The sequence below is a fragment of the Calditrichota bacterium genome (genome assembly GCA_013152715.1).
Taxonomy (GTDB): Bacteria; Zhuqueibacterota; Zhuqueibacteria; order Thermofontimicrobiales; family Thermofontimicrobiaceae; genus 4484-87.
In genome coordinates this window covers 1-17,874 of record JAADFU010000184.1, presented here as the reverse complement: position 1 = coordinate 17,874, position 17,874 = coordinate 1, and the positions used below count along the sequence as shown (strand labels likewise).

The 17,874-nt window shown below is 45.7% G+C and carries 15 protein-coding genes; 3 read left to right on the top strand and 12 right to left on the bottom strand.

All coding sequences use genetic code 11. The features are described from left to right. Positions 1-16: 16 nt before the first annotated feature. The 11 genes from GXO74_13985 to GXO74_13935 form a co-directional block, all read right to left on the bottom strand. Entirely contained in the window at positions 17-544 is a 528-nt protein-coding gene (locus GXO74_13985) for a hypothetical protein (GenBank protein NOZ62777.1), read from the bottom strand. Between the two features lie 64 nt (positions 545-608). Next, a complete protein-coding gene (locus GXO74_13980; GenBank protein ID NOZ62776.1) occupies positions 609-1,868 on the bottom strand; it encodes an adenosylhomocysteinase in 1,260 nt (419 codons plus the stop codon). Positions 1,869-2,022: 154 nt separating this feature from the next. Further along, positions 2,023-3,156 carry a methionine adenosyltransferase gene (locus tag GXO74_13975; GenBank protein ID NOZ62775.1) on the bottom strand — a complete coding sequence of 378 codons (1,134 nt, stop codon included), beginning with the start codon at positions 3,154-3,156 and terminating at the stop codon, positions 2,023-2,025. Positions 3,157-3,307: 151 nt separating this feature from the next. Continuing rightward, positions 3,308-4,363: a bifunctional phosphoglucose/phosphomannose isomerase gene (locus GXO74_13970; GenBank protein ID NOZ62774.1), complete on the bottom strand. Its 1,056-nt coding sequence runs from the start codon at positions 4,361-4,363 to the stop codon at positions 3,308-3,310. A gap of 17 nt (positions 4,364-4,380) precedes the next feature. Continuing rightward, a complete protein-coding gene (gene ptsP / locus GXO74_13965) occupies positions 4,381-6,150 on the bottom strand; it encodes a phosphoenolpyruvate--protein phosphotransferase (GenBank protein ID NOZ62773.1) in 1,770 nt (589 codons plus the stop codon). Positions 6,151-6,152: 2 nt separating this feature from the next. Beyond that, positions 6,153-6,419: an HPr family phosphocarrier protein gene (locus GXO74_13960; protein NOZ62772.1), complete on the bottom strand. Its 267-nt coding sequence runs from the start codon at positions 6,417-6,419 to the stop codon at positions 6,153-6,155. A 134-nt stretch (positions 6,420-6,553) separates the two neighbouring features. Continuing rightward, positions 6,554-7,312: a PTS system mannose/fructose/sorbose family transporter subunit IID gene (locus GXO74_13955; GenBank protein NOZ62771.1), complete on the bottom strand. Its 759-nt coding sequence runs from the start codon at positions 7,310-7,312 to the stop codon at positions 6,554-6,556. A 49-nt stretch (positions 7,313-7,361) separates the two neighbouring features. Further along, entirely contained in the window at positions 7,362-8,066 is a 705-nt protein-coding gene (locus tag GXO74_13950) for a hypothetical protein (protein ID NOZ62770.1), read from the bottom strand. After that, a complete protein-coding gene (locus GXO74_13945) occupies positions 8,063-9,034 on the bottom strand; it encodes a polyprenyl synthetase family protein (GenBank protein NOZ62769.1) in 972 nt (323 codons plus the stop codon). Before GXO74_13945 ends, GXO74_13950 begins: the two co-directional genes overlap by 4 nt. 140 nt (positions 9,035-9,174) lie before the next feature. Beyond that, on the bottom strand, positions 9,175-10,242 hold the full coding sequence (locus GXO74_13940; protein ID NOZ62768.1) for an LD-carboxypeptidase: 1,068 nt from the start codon (positions 10,240-10,242) through the stop codon (positions 9,175-9,177). A gap of 18 nt (positions 10,243-10,260) precedes the next feature. Then, positions 10,261-10,749 (bottom strand): RidA family protein, encoded by a 489-nt coding sequence (locus GXO74_13935; protein ID NOZ62767.1) that lies wholly within the window; start codon positions 10,747-10,749, stop codon positions 10,261-10,263. A 414-nt stretch (positions 10,750-11,163) separates the two neighbouring features. Between GXO74_13935 and GXO74_13930 the strand changes: the two genes are divergently transcribed. From GXO74_13930 to GXO74_13920, 3 genes are read left to right on the top strand one after another with little or no spacing between them, the layout of a single operon-like run. Beyond that, on the top strand, positions 11,164-11,649 hold the full coding sequence (locus GXO74_13930; GenBank protein NOZ62766.1) for a zinc ribbon domain-containing protein: 486 nt from the start codon (positions 11,164-11,166) through the stop codon (positions 11,647-11,649). A gap of 14 nt (positions 11,650-11,663) precedes the next feature. Further along, positions 11,664-12,551, top strand: a complete 888-nt coding sequence (locus GXO74_13925; GenBank protein ID NOZ62765.1) for a hypothetical protein — start codon at positions 11,664-11,666, stop codon at positions 12,549-12,551. 56 nt (positions 12,552-12,607) lie between these two features. After that, on the top strand, positions 12,608-14,632 hold the full coding sequence (locus GXO74_13920) for an alpha-galactosidase (protein ID NOZ62764.1): 2,025 nt from the start codon (positions 12,608-12,610) through the stop codon (positions 14,630-14,632). Between the two features lie 194 nt (positions 14,633-14,826). On the opposite strand, the gene GXO74_13915 is transcribed toward GXO74_13920, so the two are convergent. Further along, positions 14,827-17,430: a tetratricopeptide repeat protein gene (locus GXO74_13915; protein NOZ62763.1), complete on the bottom strand. Its 2,604-nt coding sequence runs from the start codon at positions 17,428-17,430 to the stop codon at positions 14,827-14,829. Between the last annotated feature and the right edge of the window lie 444 nt (positions 17,431-17,874).

The following is a 17,874-nucleotide window of genomic DNA, read 5'->3' as shown; positions in this document are numbered from 1 at the left end:
TTAGGCAAGGGCATCTTTATTGAATCAAATCGCTCTTAAGTTCCAACATCACAGCGACGCGATTCTCTGGCAGCCGTTCTGTTTTGACGATTCTGCCGCCGCTGAAATTCGCCTGGATTTGTCCAAAATTGTTAAAATCCGGATTTTTTGCCCAGCGCTTGATGTAAGCGCACCAACGATAAGCGTCCGCTTTTGCCGCCTGCTCCGCCATTCTCGTCGCGATAGCGTCCGTTTTGGAGCTATCCAGCGGCTCGCTCATTCCCACGGCCATGATCGTTTCCCACGTTGTGTCATAGCCGGCATTCACCAAATTTCGCCGCAGTTGAACATCATTGGGGTTTTCGCGAATGGATTGAACAATTTGAGTTAAAACGACAAACATGGAATCGTAATTGATGGGAGTTGGTTTTATCGTCAGCGTGGTTGAGTCGGAAAGTTGGCCTTGTTCCTGTTGATTGACGGCGCCGGATTCCATGTTTTCTTTTTTCTTCTGGCAAAATGTGACCGCCAGCAGGAGCAAAAAAAGAAGCGCTAATTTTCGCATGATGAACTCCTTCTAAAAAAGCTGCTCCGTCCCATTAAAGAGGCGGAGCAGCGTAATGACGAAATCAAGTTCCCATTTCCCACGAAGACAGATATTCTTTTTGTTCTTCAGTGAGTTCGTCGATGTTTACGCCCATGGCTTGCAGTTTCAGCCGCGCGACCCAGTCTTCAATTTCTGCCGGGACACTGTACACTTTCGGCTGGAACTCAGCGGCGTTTTTGACCACAAATTCCGTCGCCAACGCCTGCGTGGCAAAACTCATGTCCATTACGGAAGCCGGGTGTCCTTCGGCGGCGGCTAAATTAATCAATCGGCCTTCAGCGAGTAAATTGATGCGATGGCCATTTTTCAGCACGTATTGATCGACAAAGTTCCGTACCTGTTTCCGTTCCTCCACGGCAATATTTTTCAGGCCGGGGAGATCCAGTTCAACGTTGAAATGACCGGAATTAGCGACAATGGCGCCGTCTTTCATTTGTGCGAAATGTTCAGCGCGAATGACATGAATATCGCCGCTCAATGTGCAAAACAAATCTCCGACGAGAGCGGCTTCTTCCATTTTCATCACGCGGTAGCCGTCCATAGTCGCCTCCAGCGCGCGAATCGGATCTACTTCTGTCACGACAACGTTGGCGCCCATGCCGCGACAGCGATTGGCAAAACCGCGCCCGCACCAGCCATAGCCGGCAACGACCACCGTCTTTCCCGCTAACAGAATATCTGTGGCGCGAATGATGCCGTCCACTGTTGACTGGCCTGTGCCATAGCGATTGTCAAATAAATTTTTCGTCATCGCGTCGTTGACCGCAATCACGGGAAATTTGAGCGCACCGTCGCGTTCCATGGCGCGAAGCCGGATAACGCCGGTGGTTGTCTCTTCCATGCTGCCCAGAATTTGCGGCGCCATTTCTGCATGTTCAAAATGAATCGTGGAAACCAAATCCGCGCCGTCGTCCATGGTAACCTGCGGCGAATGCGCAATGGCGGCTTGGATGTGTTTGTAGTAAGTTTCCGTATCTTCCCCGTTGATGGCAAAAATCGGAATTCCGTAATCCTTCACTAAAGACGCAGTAACATCATCTTGCGTGGAAAGAGGGTTAGAAGCACACATGACGATGTCTGCGCCGCCTGCTTTGAGCGTTCGCGCTAAATTTGCGGTTTCCGCTGTCATGTGCAGGCAAGCGGACATTTTTTTGCCTGCTAAAGGCTTCTCTTTTTCAAATCTTTCACGTACTAATTTCAAAACCGGCATATCATGATCCGCCCATTCGATGCGTTTTTTTCCTTCGGGCGCCAAATTTATGTCTTTAATGTCGTAATCCACAAGTCCTCCTAAAATGATTTCAAAAATAAAGTTCAGAGTTTAAAGTTCAAAGTTTTAGGTGTCGTTCAAAAATCGCCTGAGAATCTTTATTTGACAAATGACAACAAAAAAAATGCAAAAATAGAGACGCGCAAGCAAAACTCGAAACCAGGAATTAACCAGCCATTACGTCCACCAGATCTGTTTTCTCCCAGGTAAATGTTTTTTCCTGACGACCAAAATGGCCGTACGCTGCGGTGGCACGGTAGATCGGTTTGCGAAGATCCAATTTTTCAATTATTCCCCGCGGCGTCAAATCCACGTGTTTTTTGATTCGAGCTTCAATCTCTTTCTCCGCCATTGTCCCGGTACCATGAGTATCAACCATCACGGAGACCGGCTCCGCCACGCCGATGGCGTAAGCGATCTGAATAGTACATTTTTTCGCCAGTCCGGCAGCAACGATATTTTTCGCCACGTAACGGGAGGCATAAGAAGCGGAACGATCCACTTTTGTCGGATCTTTCCCGGAAAAAGCGCCACCGCCGTGAGGCGCGTAGCCGCCGTAAGTATCGACGATAATTTTTCTTCCCGTTAATCCGGCGTCTCCCTGAGGTCCGCCAATCACAAATCTTCCCGTGGGATTAATGTGAATCACAATTTCGTGATCATTCACCATCTCTTTCGGCAAAACGGGCTTGATGACGTGGTCGATGATTTCTTTGCGCAGATCGACAAGTTTCACGTCCGGGCTGTGTTGCGAGGAAATAACCACTGTGTGTACCCATTTCGGTGCTCCGTCGACGTACTCGATTGTGACCTGAGATTTTCCGTCCGGGCGCAGAAACGGCAAAATATTTTTCTTGCGCACTTCCGCCAGCCGACGTGTCAATTTATGCGCCAATTCAATGGGAAGCGGCATAAGATTTTCTGTTTCATCACAAGCAAATCCGAACATCATTCCCTGATCGCCGGCGCCGTCTTTATCCACGCCCATGGCGATGTCCGGAGATTGGTGGTCAATTGTAGAAAGAATTCCTACCGTATCGGCGTCGTAGCCAAACGAAGCGTCGATGTAGCCAATGTCTCGAATGACTTCCCGCACCAGCGTGGGAATATCAACGTAAGTGTTCGTGGTAATTTCTCCGCCGACAATAGCAAGACCGGTGGTAACAAATGTCTCGCAAGCAACTCTGCCGTTCGGGTCTTTTTCAAAAATCGAATCCAGTACCGCATCGGAAATCTGATCGGCCATCTTATCGGGATGACCTTCCGTCACTGATTCTGATGTGAACAAAAATGATTTCATCTTTCTCTCCTAAAAATATGTCATTTAAAAAATTTTATCAACATTATGATTTTGTTCAATACCAATTAATTGCGCAATTCGAGCAAAATTTTTAATAAAAAAAATGTAACTATTCCCTGTCGCGACAAAAAATTCTTTTGCTCAGAATTGCTTAATTTTTGATTTGACTTAATTTGTCTTTGAGAATCTGGATTTTCTCAATCGGAGTCGGATCTACTTTGTTGCGAATGGCAAGATAAAAACTCGTCATGTCGCCGAGATAAATGAGCGAAAACAGCCGCGCCAGACGCGACTTACCCAGAGTTTGGAACGAAAGAACGGAATTAGTGACTTGTTCCAAAATCTCTTTTGTGATCGACATGCGCGCTGCATTTCGCGGGTTGTCTTGCGCGTCTTTGAGATAAATTATCTGAAATTTACGCAGCAACTCCGGCAGTTGATCCCAACCGACAATTTCGTTGTGATTCAATTCCGGAAAAACATTGGCAAAAGCCAATTGTTTGGCATTTTCCGAGAACTGACATTTCCAGCGCAGGGCAACTGAATTGAGCATGTCATTGCTGCTGTAAATTACGGGAATTTTTCCGGCGAGTTGCTCCGCGGTCCGCATGGCCAGATTTTCAGCGGACTGAGGCGAATATTTTTCCGCCAATTCTTTCAACAATGCAAGTGTTTCTTGAAAATCTTCTTTTTCCACACTGACCAGCTCGTTGCGCGAAAGCAGCAACAGCGCCGGAACGCTCAAATATCCCAGGGCACAGCGCGGCGGCATGCCACCGGGAATCGTGATGACCGGAATTTTATTCTCCCCGGCGTGTTGTTTTAATTTTCCCCCCGAAGTCACGCAAACAATTTGCGCTTTCCGATTGAGCGCCTCGCTGAAACAGCTCAGCGACTCTTCGGTGTTGCCTGAGAAACTGAAAACAACCACCAACGTATTTTCATTAACAAAATTTGGCAAAACATAATTTCGGTTCACCTGCGCGGGCACGCGCAACTGATCCCCGACGCAGCTAATGATGACATCGCCGCCGATGGCGGATCCGCCCATGCCGACGAATAAAATATTTTTTATTTTTTCAGCGGCCAGCGAAATGTTTGCATTGTTGCCGATTTCCATGGCTTGATTAAATTGTCTGGGAAATTCGCGCAGCAATTTCACCATGTTGCTTTTGTCAATAGTTTCGATCTGATCCGTTCCCATCATTTTCAGCTCCGTTTTCATTAAATTACTTTCATTCGATATCTTGTTCGATACACATTTTTCAAATAAGTTTCAATTTGATCGGATGTCTTCATTTGCAATGCTTTTTCAGCAATCTGTTCCGCATCTTTAAAAGTGACCAAGCGGATGATTTTTTTCACCTCCGGCAACATCGGCGGGCTCACGCTGAGTTCGTCGATATCAAGTCCGAGCAGCACAAGAATAGCGAGAGGATCCGCCGCCATTTCGCCGCAAATACCGACCCACACACCCTTGCGATGTCCGGCAATGATCACGTCTCGAATCAAACGCAGCACCGCGAGAGGCATTCGTTTGTAAAGATGGGCGACTTTGATATTGCCGCGATCGACTGCCAGCGTGTATTGTATCAAATCATTGGTGCCAATACTCAAAAAATCGACATCTTCGGCTAAAACGTCAGCCATCAAAGCCGCAGAAGGTGTTTCGATCATAATTCCAATTTCGATATTCGGATCGTAGGGAATTTTTTTTGAGCGCAAATCTCCTTTCACCTGATCGATAAGCGCTCTGGCGTGGCTTATTTCTTCGTGGCATGAAATCATTGGCAAAAGGATTTTTACATTGCCTTTTGCGCTGGCGCGGAGAATGGCTGTCAATTGAGACTTCAAAATTTTCCGATGATCCAGACTGAAACGAATGCCGCGGCTGCCGAGCGCCGGGTTATCTTCTTCCGGAAATGAAAGATAACGCGGGTTTTTGTCGCCGCCAATATCCAGCGTTCGGATGATCACCGGGTGCGGATAAATGCTTTCTGTAATGCGACAATACTCGGCAAATTCTTCTTCCTCGGAAGGAAGCTGGTCGCGCGTAAGATAAATGTATTCAGTACGAAAAAGTCCGACACCCTGAGCGCCATAATTGATGACCGATTTAATTTCGTCGGCAAAATCCAGGTTCGCCGACAGCTCCACATCTTTTCCGTCGAGAGTTCGGGAAGGCAAATTCCGAAAAGCGGACAGGCTTTTTGTTAATTCATCGTATTCGGTTCTCAAGTAAACATATTTGTCCAAAATCCGCTTTGACGGATTGATGATGATGTCTCCGTTGTTACCGTCAAGGATGACCAGATCGCCTGTCTGCACTAACTCGGAAATATTTTGCGCGCCGACGACCGAAGGGATCTCCATCGACCGCGCCATGATTGCCGCGTGAGAATTTTTGCCGCCTTTGTCTGTAGCGAACGCCAGAACTTTATTTTTGTCCAGCATGACCGTCTCGGACGGAGTCAGGTCGCGCGCCACGATGACGGATTTTTTCACCAGACTTTTAAAGGAAACGGGTTTTTTTCCCTGAATGTTTCGAATCAGTCTCCGTTTAACGTCCTTGATGTCGGCGACTCTGCCCATGAAAAATTCATCGTCAGCATTTTCCAGCGAATCCTGGTATTTTTTCATCAATTGATGATAAACAAAATCGGCGTTTTTCAATTGATTGGCAATTTGCAACTTTGTTTCTTTGATGATAACTTGATCGTCAAGCAACATTTGATGGGCGTCAAAAATTTCGCTGGCGTCTTTGTCAATTTTGTCGCGAGCTTGTTTTTGAATTTCATGCAATTCCTGCCGCGTCAAATCGATGGCTCTGTCGAATTTTTTGATCTCCCGATCCACTTCCTCTGGCGGAATGTCACGTTCCTCGACCTTAATGACATCGCCGGATAGCTTGTAAACCACCCCGATGGCAATACCCGCAGACGCTGCAATCCCTTTTATTTGAATATTTTTTCGTTTTTTACTTGTGGGTGTCATTTCTACTCTTCATCAAATTTTCTCTCAAATAAATCGATTAATTCCGCCAGCGCCTTTTCTTCGTCAGGCCCGTGGACCTGCAACGTTAATTCGGTCCCTAAAGCCGCCGCCAGAGTCATGACTCCCATGATGGATTTCCCGTTAACTTCCAGACCGTTTTTCGCCAGCGCTACTTCTGATTTGAACTTCGACGCAATTTTTACAAGTTGCGTTGCCGGACGCGCGTGCAGACCTTCTTTATTTTTAACAGTGACTTTCCGTTTGATCATCTTTGTTTTCTCTGTAGATAGCAAAATTAATTTATCAAATTTTAAACAATTATCTTTTTTGTCCTTATGAATCTTGGAAACTTCGAGGCTGAATAATTACTTTGAAAATAAAAGAATGCAATGTTTTTACATAGCTAACCAATAGTAATCAACCCAATGATGATCGAACTGATCACCACAATAATCAAAATAAAATCGACTGATAATTTTTTTTGACGAGCAAGAAAATAGCAAAAAATCAACGACGCTGAAAAAATTATCGCCTCGACCACTTGGTGCGGCGTTTTGTGCAGCGAAAATAAAACCGCTACCGTCGCTGCGCCGGCTAACGCCGAAAAAATCTGGGCGGTGATTTGAAAATACTTTTTTGTGCCGCGCAGAGATAAATCTCTGATAATATCGAATCCCTTGACAAAACCTTTGACGAGGCCGCGAATGCGAATGTAAAGATGGGCTGTATTAAAAACAATCAAAAAAATGAACGCTCCCGCGATTCCGAAAAGCCATGCCACTGTCACGCCGATAAGCGCGCTCATGGGCAGATAGTATTTCCAGAAAAGTGTGTCCCCGATGGCGCCGAGAGGCCCGATGACGCGCTTTTTGAATACGCCGATGGGCCGCAAACTATCCCATCTTTTGAGAATGGCCTGCTGTTCGAGATTTGCCACAGCGCCCAGCGCATAGGTGACGAAAAAAGGATGCGAATTGAAAAAATCCAGATGCCTTTCCATGAAATTGGCAAATTTCTCCGGGCTTTTGAACAATCTCCTGGCAATCGGCAGCAACGCGAAACAAAATCCCAGCCCCAACATGCGCTCGTAATTAAACGCCGCTTGGACAAAAAAAGATCGCAAAAAAACGCGCGCCAGGTCTCTTTTTCTTATTCGCGCCATGATTTCTTCTGTTTGTTTGTCATAAGCAATTTAATAAAATTTGAATTTATCAAAAAAACAAAAGCCAGAGCCCCACGCCGATAAACGTCGGGACCAAGTAGCAGCGCTTTGTCTCTTTGTTTGTCAAAAATAGCGTCAGTACGCTGCCAAAACCCACGCCCAAAATGCCAAATTTTGCCATGCCAAAGGCGTCGTTAAAATTTGGATGAATGAATTTGATAATGACGGGAAGCACCAAATATCCACTGATCAGTCCCGCTGCCGTGAGTGCGAGGCCCATCACGAACGAGTGCGCCGCTCCCGTTAAATTCAAAACAGTAATCTGTGAAAATTCGCCCCGTTGTATCGCCAAATCCGCTTTTTGCACCAGGGATAAATTTTTTTGTCGAACAAACTCAATAAAATTAGCGCCGATTTTAGCAATTCCCATGCCAAACAAAAAATTGATAATGATAATAATATTATCCTGATTCAATTTTTGGCGAAAAAAAACGATGGCTAATCCGGCGGCGACGACGGCTCCCAGACTATTTTCCGAACCGTGCTTCCCGCCCAACGGCATGTCAATCAACCACGGCAATTCGAATAATATGCCGAAAGTGACGCCGACTTCGGTCATGCCGAAAATAGCGCCCGTCAAAGAGCATATTACGATGGGGCGGTTTATCATAAACTGAAACGCCGGAACTGCGTCAACTGCAGCAATCCCGCCAAGAATACTCACAATTGCAAAAATCAGTACTGTTTCCATCATGATTTTCGGTTTAAAATGTAAGTGAGCAATTGTTTCAAATCTCGCTGAGCCTGATTTTCGGGCAAATTATTTACATGGCGCTCAGCTTGCAAAATTCTTGATTTTACTTCTTCGTGGGCAAATTTTAACGTACCTGTCGATTCAAAGATTGATCGAACTTGTTGAATGTCTTCTGAGTCGATTTGTTTTTTTTGGTAAATTTTTAGAAATTTTTGTTTAATCTTGTCATCTGCATTATTCAACGCATGGACATAAAGCAATGTTTTCTTCTTTTGCCGAATGTCGCTGCCAAAAGTTTTGCCGGAAGTGATTTCCATGTCCAGAACATCGTCCTGAATTTGAAACGCCAAACCCAACTGCCGGGCATATTCGCGCAAATCTGAAATTTGCTCCCCCCTCGCACCGGCAATTTCGCCGCCGATTTCCGTGCACAGCATGAGCAGACGCGCTGTTTTTTTTTCGATCATTTCCAGATATTGCTCGACGGAAATGTGGTTTTGATTTTCGAATTCCTTGTCTAACGCCTGGCCTTCGCATAAATCAATAATACCCTCGGTGAAAATGCGGGCGATCTGTTGAATTCGCTCGGATTTTGTCAGCAACAAATGCAAATAAGACAAGGCGACCAAACCGTCTCCCGTGAGAATGGCGGTGGCTTCGTCCCATTTTTTGTGCACGGTTTCTTTGCCGCGGCGGAGATCGTCCTGGTCCATGATGTCGTCGTGCACAAGAGTAAAATTGTGCAACAGTTCAACCGCAATGGCCGCATCCAGACAATCTTCGACGTGCCCGCCGGCGGCTTCGCACGCCAAAATCAACAAAATGGGACGGATTCTTTTGCCCTCAGTTTGCAAAACATAGCGCACCGGCTCGTAAAAAGATACCGGCAATTTTTTTCGGGCGACTTTCTCCAATTGCTGATTTATCAGATTTCGATAATTGGCAAATCTTTGCTTAAAATCGTTCACACCGCCTCAGGTAATTGCAATTTAACTATCTTAAATTTTAAAAATTATAAAATAAAAAGTACAAAAAATTATTTTAGAAAGCAAGTAAAACTTTGTTAGCAAATCAAACGTGCGCCATCGGCGGCTTTATTTTAAGCCAGCTAAATCACAGCTCCTTCATCAAAAGAAAATATTTTTTTGTCCGCATCCAGCGTGACCTGAACGCCTAACGGCATCGTTGGCTTATCCGCCTCATGTCCGACTTTCAAGCCGAAAAGCGCCGGACACTTCAAATGTCCCAGCCGGTCTTGCAGAACTTCTTCCACGCTCAAATTTGTCGGAAAAGCCGGTTTGTAATCCCGCGGCGCGCAATCGGGACAGAGATCGAAAATAATGCCATTGACCCGATCCAATTTTCCCGAGAGCAACAATTGCGTGAGCATGCGATCGATGTCGTAAGGCTCCTCGCCGGTTTCTTCCAGAAATAAAATAGCTTCTCGGAAATCCGGCTCGTATGGCGTTCCCAGCAGCGCCGTCAACAGCGTCAAATTACCTCCGACGAGTCTGCCTGTGGCCTTCCCGCTGCGAATAGTCGCCAGATGCGCTGTCGGTCTGAGCGGATTATCCGGCTCGGGCAGTTCCACTTCGCCGATGGCTGCCGTGGATTGAACGCTTTGATAAAAATAGCGCTGCGTGTATTCGGAAAAACTGGAAATCGCCACAGGACCATGAAACGTCACCAGCCCTGTTTTTGCATAAATTCCCAGACAAAGAGACGTGATGTCGCTGTATCCCATCAAAATTTTCGGATGGGAACGAATCAACTGGTAATCAATCAAATCGAGCAGACGCATGCTGCCGTAACCGCCGCGCAGGGCAAAAATCGCTTTCACGGAATCATCGCGAAACATGTCGTGGAGATCGGAAACGCGCTGTTCGTCCGTACCCGCCAGATAGCCGTATTTTTCCGCGATGTGTTTTCCGGTTTGCACTTTAAAACCCAGCGATTGCAGCGTTTCAATGCCTTCGCGAATCGTCGCCGGCTCAAAAACACAGCTCGCCGGCGCAATTAATCCCACAGTATCGCCTTTTTTCAAACGAGGCGGTTTGATAATTTTTCTGCTTGACTCGCTGCGCAAAATTGTCGGAATTGCTGCTGCGCCAGCGGCAGCCGCTCCCATTGAAGCTAAAAAATGGCGTCTGTTCACCGCTGTTTTATTTTTTCCCATTTGTAATGCCTTTTTTGATTAATGAACTGACACAATTTCATCGGTTGGAGTTTTAATTTTGACAATCATTTCTAATTCCACAGGAACGTTGAGTGGCAGTTCAGCCACACCAACCGCGCTGCGGGCGTGGACGCCTTTTTCGCCTAAAAGTTCGCCCAGAAATTCGGACGCGCCATTGACGACCGCGGGCTGTTCCGTGAAACCTTCCGCGCTGGCGACAAACCCGACAACCTTGACGACCTGCTCGATTTTCTCCAGATCGCCGATCACGCCTTTGATGGCTGCCAGGGCGTTCAATGCACAAAGTTTCGCCGCTTCGTAAGCTTGTTCTTTGGTCACTTCTTTCCCGACTTTTCCGGTAAATTGTATTTTTCCGCCGGAAATGGGAATTTGTCCGGAAGTGTACACCACATCTCCCGACAAAATCGCCGGAATGTAAGCAGCCACAGGCTTTGGCGTCGCCGGCAAAGAGAGCCCCATCGTTTTTAATTTTTCTTCAACGGTCATGTCGATTCCTCTCATTGTAATTTATAATTTTTCAATCATTTTTATCAAAAATGCGAATGACCAGTTAAAATTGAAGATAAGACGCTAATCGATTGTTTTTAAAATCGATTGTTTTTAAAAGGCTGACGCCTTAACTCCAATCCAATTTCGGAATTAAGCCGTAAGGCTTTTATTGTTTTTTATTGCTATTTTACTAAAAAATTTTCAACTGGTCATTCATATCAAAATACGATGAGCAGAGAGTTACTATAAATTAAAAAGAAATGGGTAAAAATCAAGGAATTTGTTAACTTTCCAAAAAATAATGCTTATCGCTTGACATTTTGATAAAAATTTTTAAATTTGGAGAAGCTCGGTTACAGGAATCGTTGGATTTGAAGAAAAACGTGATAGCCGAAACAGGAGAGGTGAAAGATGCCGATTTATGAATTTTATTGTGGAAAATGTAATGTCATCTACCAATTTTTTTCCCGGACAATTAACACAGAAAAAATTCCTGCCTGTCCCAAATGTAGCAATCCACAGTTGGAACGCGTGGCGTCTGTATTTGCGACCATTTCGGGCGAGAAAGAAGAAGACGATTTCGATCTGCCGATTGACGAGTCCAGGATGGAGCGGGCGATGCAGATGTTAGCGAGGGAAGCGGACAAAATCGATGAAGACGATCCGCGGCAGGCGGCAAATTTCATGAGAAAATTAGCCAAAGAAGCCGGGCTCAAATTGGGCCCGAAATTGGAAGAAGCAATGCAGCGCATGGAACAGGGCGAAGACCCGGACAAGTTGGAAGAAGAATTCGGCGACGAACTGGATGTGGACGATATGTTTTTGCTGCAGAGCCACAAAAAATTAGCCGGACAAAAGAAAAAAATTCGACGCGATGAGAATTTGTATGATCTTTGATGCAGGAGAAATTGATGAAAAAATTTTCCAAAGACAAATTGCTCGTTGAGGGCAAAACGAAAAAAATCTGGAGCGTCAAAGAAAATCCCAATTTGATCATTATTGAAAATAAAAAAGACATCACTGCTTTTGACAATCCGGAATTCACCAAACGATTCGAGATGAAAGCACGTTACGCGACAGCGACGACCTGCCGCGTGTTTGAGTTGCTGCAACGGAAAGGAATTCCCGTGGCGTACGTAGAACAAATTTCCGACACGGAATTTTTGGCGCCGGTTTGCGAAATGATTCCGTTGGAAGTTGTCGCCCGGCGTTACGCCGTGGGCAGTTTTCTCAAAAGGCATCCGGAATTTGCACGCCGGGGGGATGAAAAACCGTTTCGATTTGACGACTTGAAAATTGAATTTTTTCTGAAAACGACACAAGGGAAATTAATCAATCACGCCGAAAAAGTTGTGGTTGAAGGCTTGGATGCAAAAAAGGGCGAAGAAGACCCGCTGATCGAAAATCCGAATTCTCTGAAATGGAAATTATTGCATCCGAAAAAGCAGCCCTCTGATCCGGCGAGCGACTTGAAACGCGAAATTGCCGCCGTGGAAGTCGTGAATAATCTTTCGGAAATTTCTTTCATGAAAGACACACTGAGAAAAACTTTCCTCTCTCTGGAAAAAGCATGGTGGGAAACCTGTCGCTACCGGCTCATCGACATGAAGATTGAATTTGGCAGGACGAAAAAAGGCGAGGTTCTCATCGCGGACGTGATTGACAACGATAGCTGGCGCCTGCGCGATGAAAATTGGCAGGAATTGAGCAAAGAAGCCTTTCGCCAGGGCGAGGAACTTAGCGAAGTGGAGCAAAAATACGGACTGGTCGCCGAACTCGTTGAAAAATGGAAAAAGTGAGAACGATCAAAAAATAGGAGCCAACCATGACGAAGATGCAATCGGATTTTTTTGAAATGAGTCAAAAACTCATCGTTTTCTTATCTCTTGTTATGCTCATTGTCGGAGGCGCATTTTCCACATCGATGGCGCAAACTAAAATCTTCTACCTCGACGAATTGGATTTGTCAACCATGAACCAGGACTGGGGCTATCCGCAAAAGAACTTATCTGTTGACAAAAATCCGCTTTCCGTCGCCGGAAAAGTTTACTCCCGCGGCGTGGGGACACATGCCAACTCGCTCTATTTGCTGGAGTTGAACGGAAACGGTGAACGATTTTCTGCCATGGTCGGCGTCGATGATGAAGTGAAAGATCGCGGAACAGTTGAATTCATCCTTTTAGGCGATGACACCGAGTTGTATCGCAGCGGCGTCATGCGCGGCGGCGATCCGGCAAAAAAAGTCGAGGCCGACTTGTCCGGCGTGAACAAATTTTTTCTGCAAGTCTCCCAGACGGACGATAACATCAACTACGATCACGCGGACTGGCTCGAAGCAAAAATTAGGATGAAAAAAGGGAACCCAAAAATTGGGAGAATTGTGTCCATGGAACCTTACATTTTAACGCCCAAACCGGGGAAAGAGCCGAGAATCAACGGAGCAAAAATTTTTGGCGTTCGTCCGGGGACGCCGTTTCTGTTCACGGTGCCTGCCACCGGAGAAAGACCAATGACTTTTTCTGCGGAAAATTTGCCCGCCGGATTGCAGATCGACGCCGAAACAGGACGCATCACCGGAACCATTCAGAGCCGCGAATTTCAAACTTATCACATCACGCTGAAAGCGAAAAACAAGTTCGGTGAGGCCAAACGCGATTTTCGCATTGTTGTCGGCGAAAAAATAGCGCTCACGCCGCCCATGGGATGGAATTCCTGGAATTGCTGGGGACCAACAGTCAGTCAGGAAAAAGTTGTTTCGTCAGCCAGAGCCATGGCGAAAAAAGGTCTGATTAATCACGGCTGGACTTACATCAACATCGACGACGGCTGGCAGGGAATTCGCGGCGGAAAATACAATGCCATCATGGGTAACCGCAAATTTCCGGACATCAAAAAAATGATTAGTGAGATTCACGCCCTGGGTTTGAAAGTCGGGATTTATTCCACGCCCTGGCGCGGCACATACGCCGGACACATTGGCGGTTCGTGCGATAATCCGGACGGCACTTATGGTTGGATTAAATCCGGCGAGCACAACGAAGACATGCGTCACAAAGAGCGAAAAAATATCCGTAACGATTACACCTTCGGAAAATATTCCTTTCTCTGGGGAGATGTCCAACAATGGGCAGAATGGGGATTTGACTATTTAAAATACGATTGGAATCCCATTGACGTGCAAAATGTGGGAATCATGTCTTCCCTTTTGCGGACTTGCGGCAGAGATATTGTGTTTTCTCTCTCCAATAGTGCTGTTTTTGAAAATGCACCATTTTACGCCCGATTAGCTAATGCCTGGCGCACCACAGGCGACATCACCGACAGTTGGGGCAGCATGGCAGGAATCGGTTTTAATCAACACCGTTGGACGCCCTACGCCGGACACGGTCACTGGAACGATCCGGACATGCTCGTCGTCGGAAAAGTTGGCTGGAGCGACAATCTGCACCCGACGCGTCTGAGCCCGGACGAACAATACACCCACATCAGCCTCTGGTGTTTGCTCAGCGCCCCGCTTCTTTTAGGCTGCGATCTGGCGCAATTGGACGATTTTACTTTGAATTTGCTGACAAATGATGAAGTGATCGAAGTGAATCAGGATCCGCTGGGCGATCAGGCGGTGCAAGTGAATTCCGATGAAAACTTCCCTGTTTACGCCAGGAAAATGGAAGATGGCTCGCTGGCTGTCGGTTTATTCAATCGCGATTTCCGCGGCAAAAAAGAAGTTACCGCCAAATGGGAAGACCTGAAAATTTCCGGCAAATGGAAAGTCCGCGATCTCTGGCGGCAAAAAGACCTCGGCGTTTTTGAAGGGAAATTTTCCGGTGAAGTGCCGGTGCACGGAGTGGTTTTGGTGAGAATGTTTCCAAAGCAAGATTAATGAAATAATCAGATAGCCGAATATTTTGTAAGGCGGACGCGCCGCAGGTGACTGCGCCTTCGGCGCATTTGCTCTGATTAAGCTGATTTTCAGGGATTTTTCAAATCACTCCCTGAAAATCAGCCAAATCCGTGGGCATCCGCGTGCAAATTGGATCTTAAAATTTGTTCAAAAAAACTGATTTATGAGTTTCGCTATTTCTCACCGCGTTTTTCCCGCCTCTGTTTGAATTGTTCAACAATCTTTTTCGTATCAGCGGTAGGCAAAATTGTTCGCTCATGCCACACAATTCCCGTTTTGAGCACACGATTCATTTCGCCGTCTGACAATTCATTAAACTCTGATTTTTTCATGGAATTTTGAATTTGATCAAAAGCAGCAATAATTTCTCGAACATTTTGTTCGCGCTGTTGATGCAAATAATAGAAAAGCACCTCCATCAGCAAGGAAATGGCAGCGCCGAAATTCTGATTGGCAAATAGCGACATCGCCAACTGGCTTTTCGTCTTGGCAATGAGTTCTAGGTCATCCGATTCCGTCATTTTTGTCAGCGCCTCTTCGTAAAATTGTATCGCTCGGCCTTGCAGATTAATTTGCTGATAGGCGAAAGCCATGTTTGCATAAATTTTTGCAGCGAACCGGTCATTTTCCGGCTCCGGATATTCCAGTCCTTTTTCGTAGGCAATTATTGCTTGCTGCCAATCTTTCAGTTGCAAGTGGAGTTCTGCAATATGAAAATAATTGTCAGCTAACAGTTTCTGATCTCCTAACTGCTCCTGAATGCCCAACGCTTTTTTGTAATACGCGAGAGCTTCTTCCCCTTTGTTCCCTGCTTCGAGGATTTGAGCCAAATTTATCTGGGTTAAAAATAAACTTTGCAAATCGTCAATCTGACGAAATTTTTCCGCTGCCTGTTGGTATGCCTCAACGGCTGCCTCCGTTTCCCTTTGCTGTTGATAGACCAGCGCCAGGTTGTTGTAACTTTGAGCGGCTGTTTTTATATCATTTGCTTTTTGCGCTTCTTCAATGGCTTTTTTGAAATATTCATTCGCTGCTTCAAGATCGCGTCTGGCTTTGAAAATCATCCCCAGATGTCCGCACACGCGCGCTGAGCCCTGGGGGTCGTTTGCTTTATTGAAAAATGAACGCGCCGATTGCAGATGAATAATCGCCTCGTTCTGCTGATTTTGTTTTTTGTAAAAATTAGCTAACGTAAGGTAGAGATTTGCCGTTCGCTGGTGATTTTTGGTGCGCTCTGATTCGCGGACGGCATTTTTGAAATGGTCAATCGCTTTTTCCGCGTCTCCTTTTTGCTGAAAAACTTGCGCCATGTTAATCAGGCTCTGTATCGAAGCGGCAATTGCCCCAGTGGACTGAAATCGTTCGTGCGCCAAACGATAGCATTCCAGAGAATTGTCCCAATCCTGCAATTTTTGATAAACCAATCCCAGATTGCTGTACGCCACGGTGACCCAGCCCGGCAATTCCTTCTCGCGCGCGAGTTCCAGCAATTTTTCCCAATTGCGCGCCGCGCTCTCGTGAGCGCCGATCTCCGCGTAAAAAATAGCTACCTGATTGAACAATTCCGGCTCCGAAGCGTGCAGTTTCAACTCCAGTAAATTAGGAACCGTATTTTTTATCAATTGCGCATCACGAAATCCGTGGTAAAAACGGATGCACAGCTTGGCAGTTTCAGTATTGCTAATCGACTTGATGCCGGCGCTCGCTAAAATGAGGGCAGCGGCGGTCTTGAAAGTGTTCGCGCGAAATTTTTTGTAAAATAACAGCAACAGTGAGAGAATGGTCATCAACTCATTGGGTTCGGATGAAGCAACGAGTTCGTGAAAGGCGGGATTAATCTCCCCCATCGGAAAATAAAAATTCTGGGCAATGAATTCACCCAACAATTCAGGCCTGAAATGAATGATGTCGTTGGTCACGTAAAAATAGCGCAAATTTCTCAATTTGACATACGAGCGAAAGGTCTTTTTACAAAACGGATGGCTGCGATGAATGCCCTGCAACATCACCGAGCGCGCAATGAACTCGATGCCCGGAGCGCCAAATTGCTCGTAAATGTCCCGATAAATTGCCTGCAACAAATCGGCGGAATCCGAAATTTTAGATAAAAATTTTAAGACGTCAAACGCATTGTTTTCTTTTATTTTAAACTGAATGAACTCGTGCGCCAGGGCAAGGATCTGCGGGTTTTTGTTGGCAATTTGTAGCAGCCGCTGTTTGATTTCCACGTTGAGGTAATCCGCGTTTTTGACCGTCAAAAGTTCGCCAATATTTTCCAGGGAATTCAATTCAAACGTGCGGTAACTTTCCACGCGGAATTCTTTCAGCACGTCAGTCAGGTCTTGCAAATATCTCGTCAAAAGAATGAATTTCACTTTTGCGCTAACAACGCGTAAACAGAACTGAACAGCTTTGCGCGGATTCAAATGCACATCGTCGAGGATGATGAATTTTTTCGCTGATGGCAGCCGCTGGAACGACTCACTCAGTTCGACAGCATCGATTGCATCGTCGTTCCAATTGGCGAAATAGCAGGAGTTCTTCTTCTGCGTGTGAGCAAATTCGTAAATAGCGCGCGTTTTCCCGCTGCCGGACGCGCCGAAAATGATGACGAACGGCGCGCTGTTATTTTTCATCAGCGCAGCGATCTCACGAACAACGTCAATCGGCTCGATATTCCCGCTGACGTACTGTTCCCGCGTCGGGAGCCAGTCGAAGCTGAAGATCGCCGCTGATTCAAATTTTTGATTAATTGTTTCAAATATCAGTTCGGACATGAGCGCCTTTTTTTGTAGAGATTCTTGAAATTGTTTTTCGTAACTATTCAGCTACAAAGGCTCGAAGATTCCAGGTTTAAATTAGTAACAAATTAACACAAACTACATTCTCACGTAAGAGAATGTTAAAATATTGAAAGAATCTATTGCCAGTGTTTTCGAAAATTGAGATGGCAATATTGTTTAGGCAAAAGTTAGAAACACTTTTACGTCAGACTTTTTAAAACGATATGATTCTCGGATTCAAACAATCACCACGCATTTGTTTTGGACAAATTGACTGAGTGCAACCTCTGAATGAACATGGCGCTTGTTCAAAACACAGTTTTATTCAAAGCAGTTCCCCAAAAATTATTTTTTTCTAAATAATTAAACATTAGAGCCTTGGCGGCTTCGAGGCTGAATAGTTACTATTTTTCAAAAATTAAATCTGGAATATCAATT

Bases quoted from the DNA above. Each gene is read 5' to 3' on its own strand.
- GXO74_13985 (NOZ62777.1), bottom strand. From the start codon at position 544: ATGCGAAAATTAGCGCTTCTTTTTTTGCTCCTGCTGGCGGTCACATTT.
- GXO74_13975 (NOZ62775.1), bottom strand. From the start codon at position 3,156: ATGAAATCATTTTTGTTCACATCAGAATCAGTGACGGAAGGTCATCCC.
- GXO74_13970 (NOZ62774.1), bottom strand. From the start codon at position 4,363: ATGATGGGAACGGATCAGATCGAAACTATTGACAAAAGCAACATGGTG.
- ptsP (NOZ62773.1), bottom strand. From the start codon at position 6,150: ATGACACCCACAAGTAAAAAACGAAAAAATATTCAAATAAAAGGGATT.
- GXO74_13960 (NOZ62772.1), bottom strand. From the start codon at position 6,419: ATGATCAAACGGAAAGTCACTGTTAAAAATAAAGAAGGTCTGCACGCG.
- GXO74_13955 (NOZ62771.1), bottom strand. From the start codon at position 7,312: ATGGCGCGAATAAGAAAAAGAGACCTGGCGCGCGTTTTTTTGCGATCT.
- GXO74_13950 (NOZ62770.1), bottom strand. From the start codon at position 8,066: ATGATGGAAACAGTACTGATTTTTGCAATTGTGAGTATTCTTGGCGGG.
- GXO74_13940 (NOZ62768.1), bottom strand. From the start codon at position 10,242: ATGGGAAAAAATAAAACAGCGGTGAACAGACGCCATTTTTTAGCTTCA.
- GXO74_13935 (NOZ62767.1), bottom strand. From the start codon at position 10,749: ATGACCGTTGAAGAAAAATTAAAAACGATGGGGCTCTCTTTGCCGGCG.
- GXO74_13930 (NOZ62766.1), top strand. From the start codon at position 11,164: ATGCCGATTTATGAATTTTATTGTGGAAAATGTAATGTCATCTACCAA.
- GXO74_13925 (NOZ62765.1), top strand. From the start codon at position 11,664: ATGAAAAAATTTTCCAAAGACAAATTGCTCGTTGAGGGCAAAACGAAA.
- GXO74_13920 (NOZ62764.1), top strand. From the start codon at position 12,608: ATGAGTCAAAAACTCATCGTTTTCTTATCTCTTGTTATGCTCATTGTC.
- GXO74_13915 (NOZ62763.1), bottom strand. From the start codon at position 17,430: ATGTCCGAACTGATATTTGAAACAATTAATCAAAAATTTGAATCAGCG.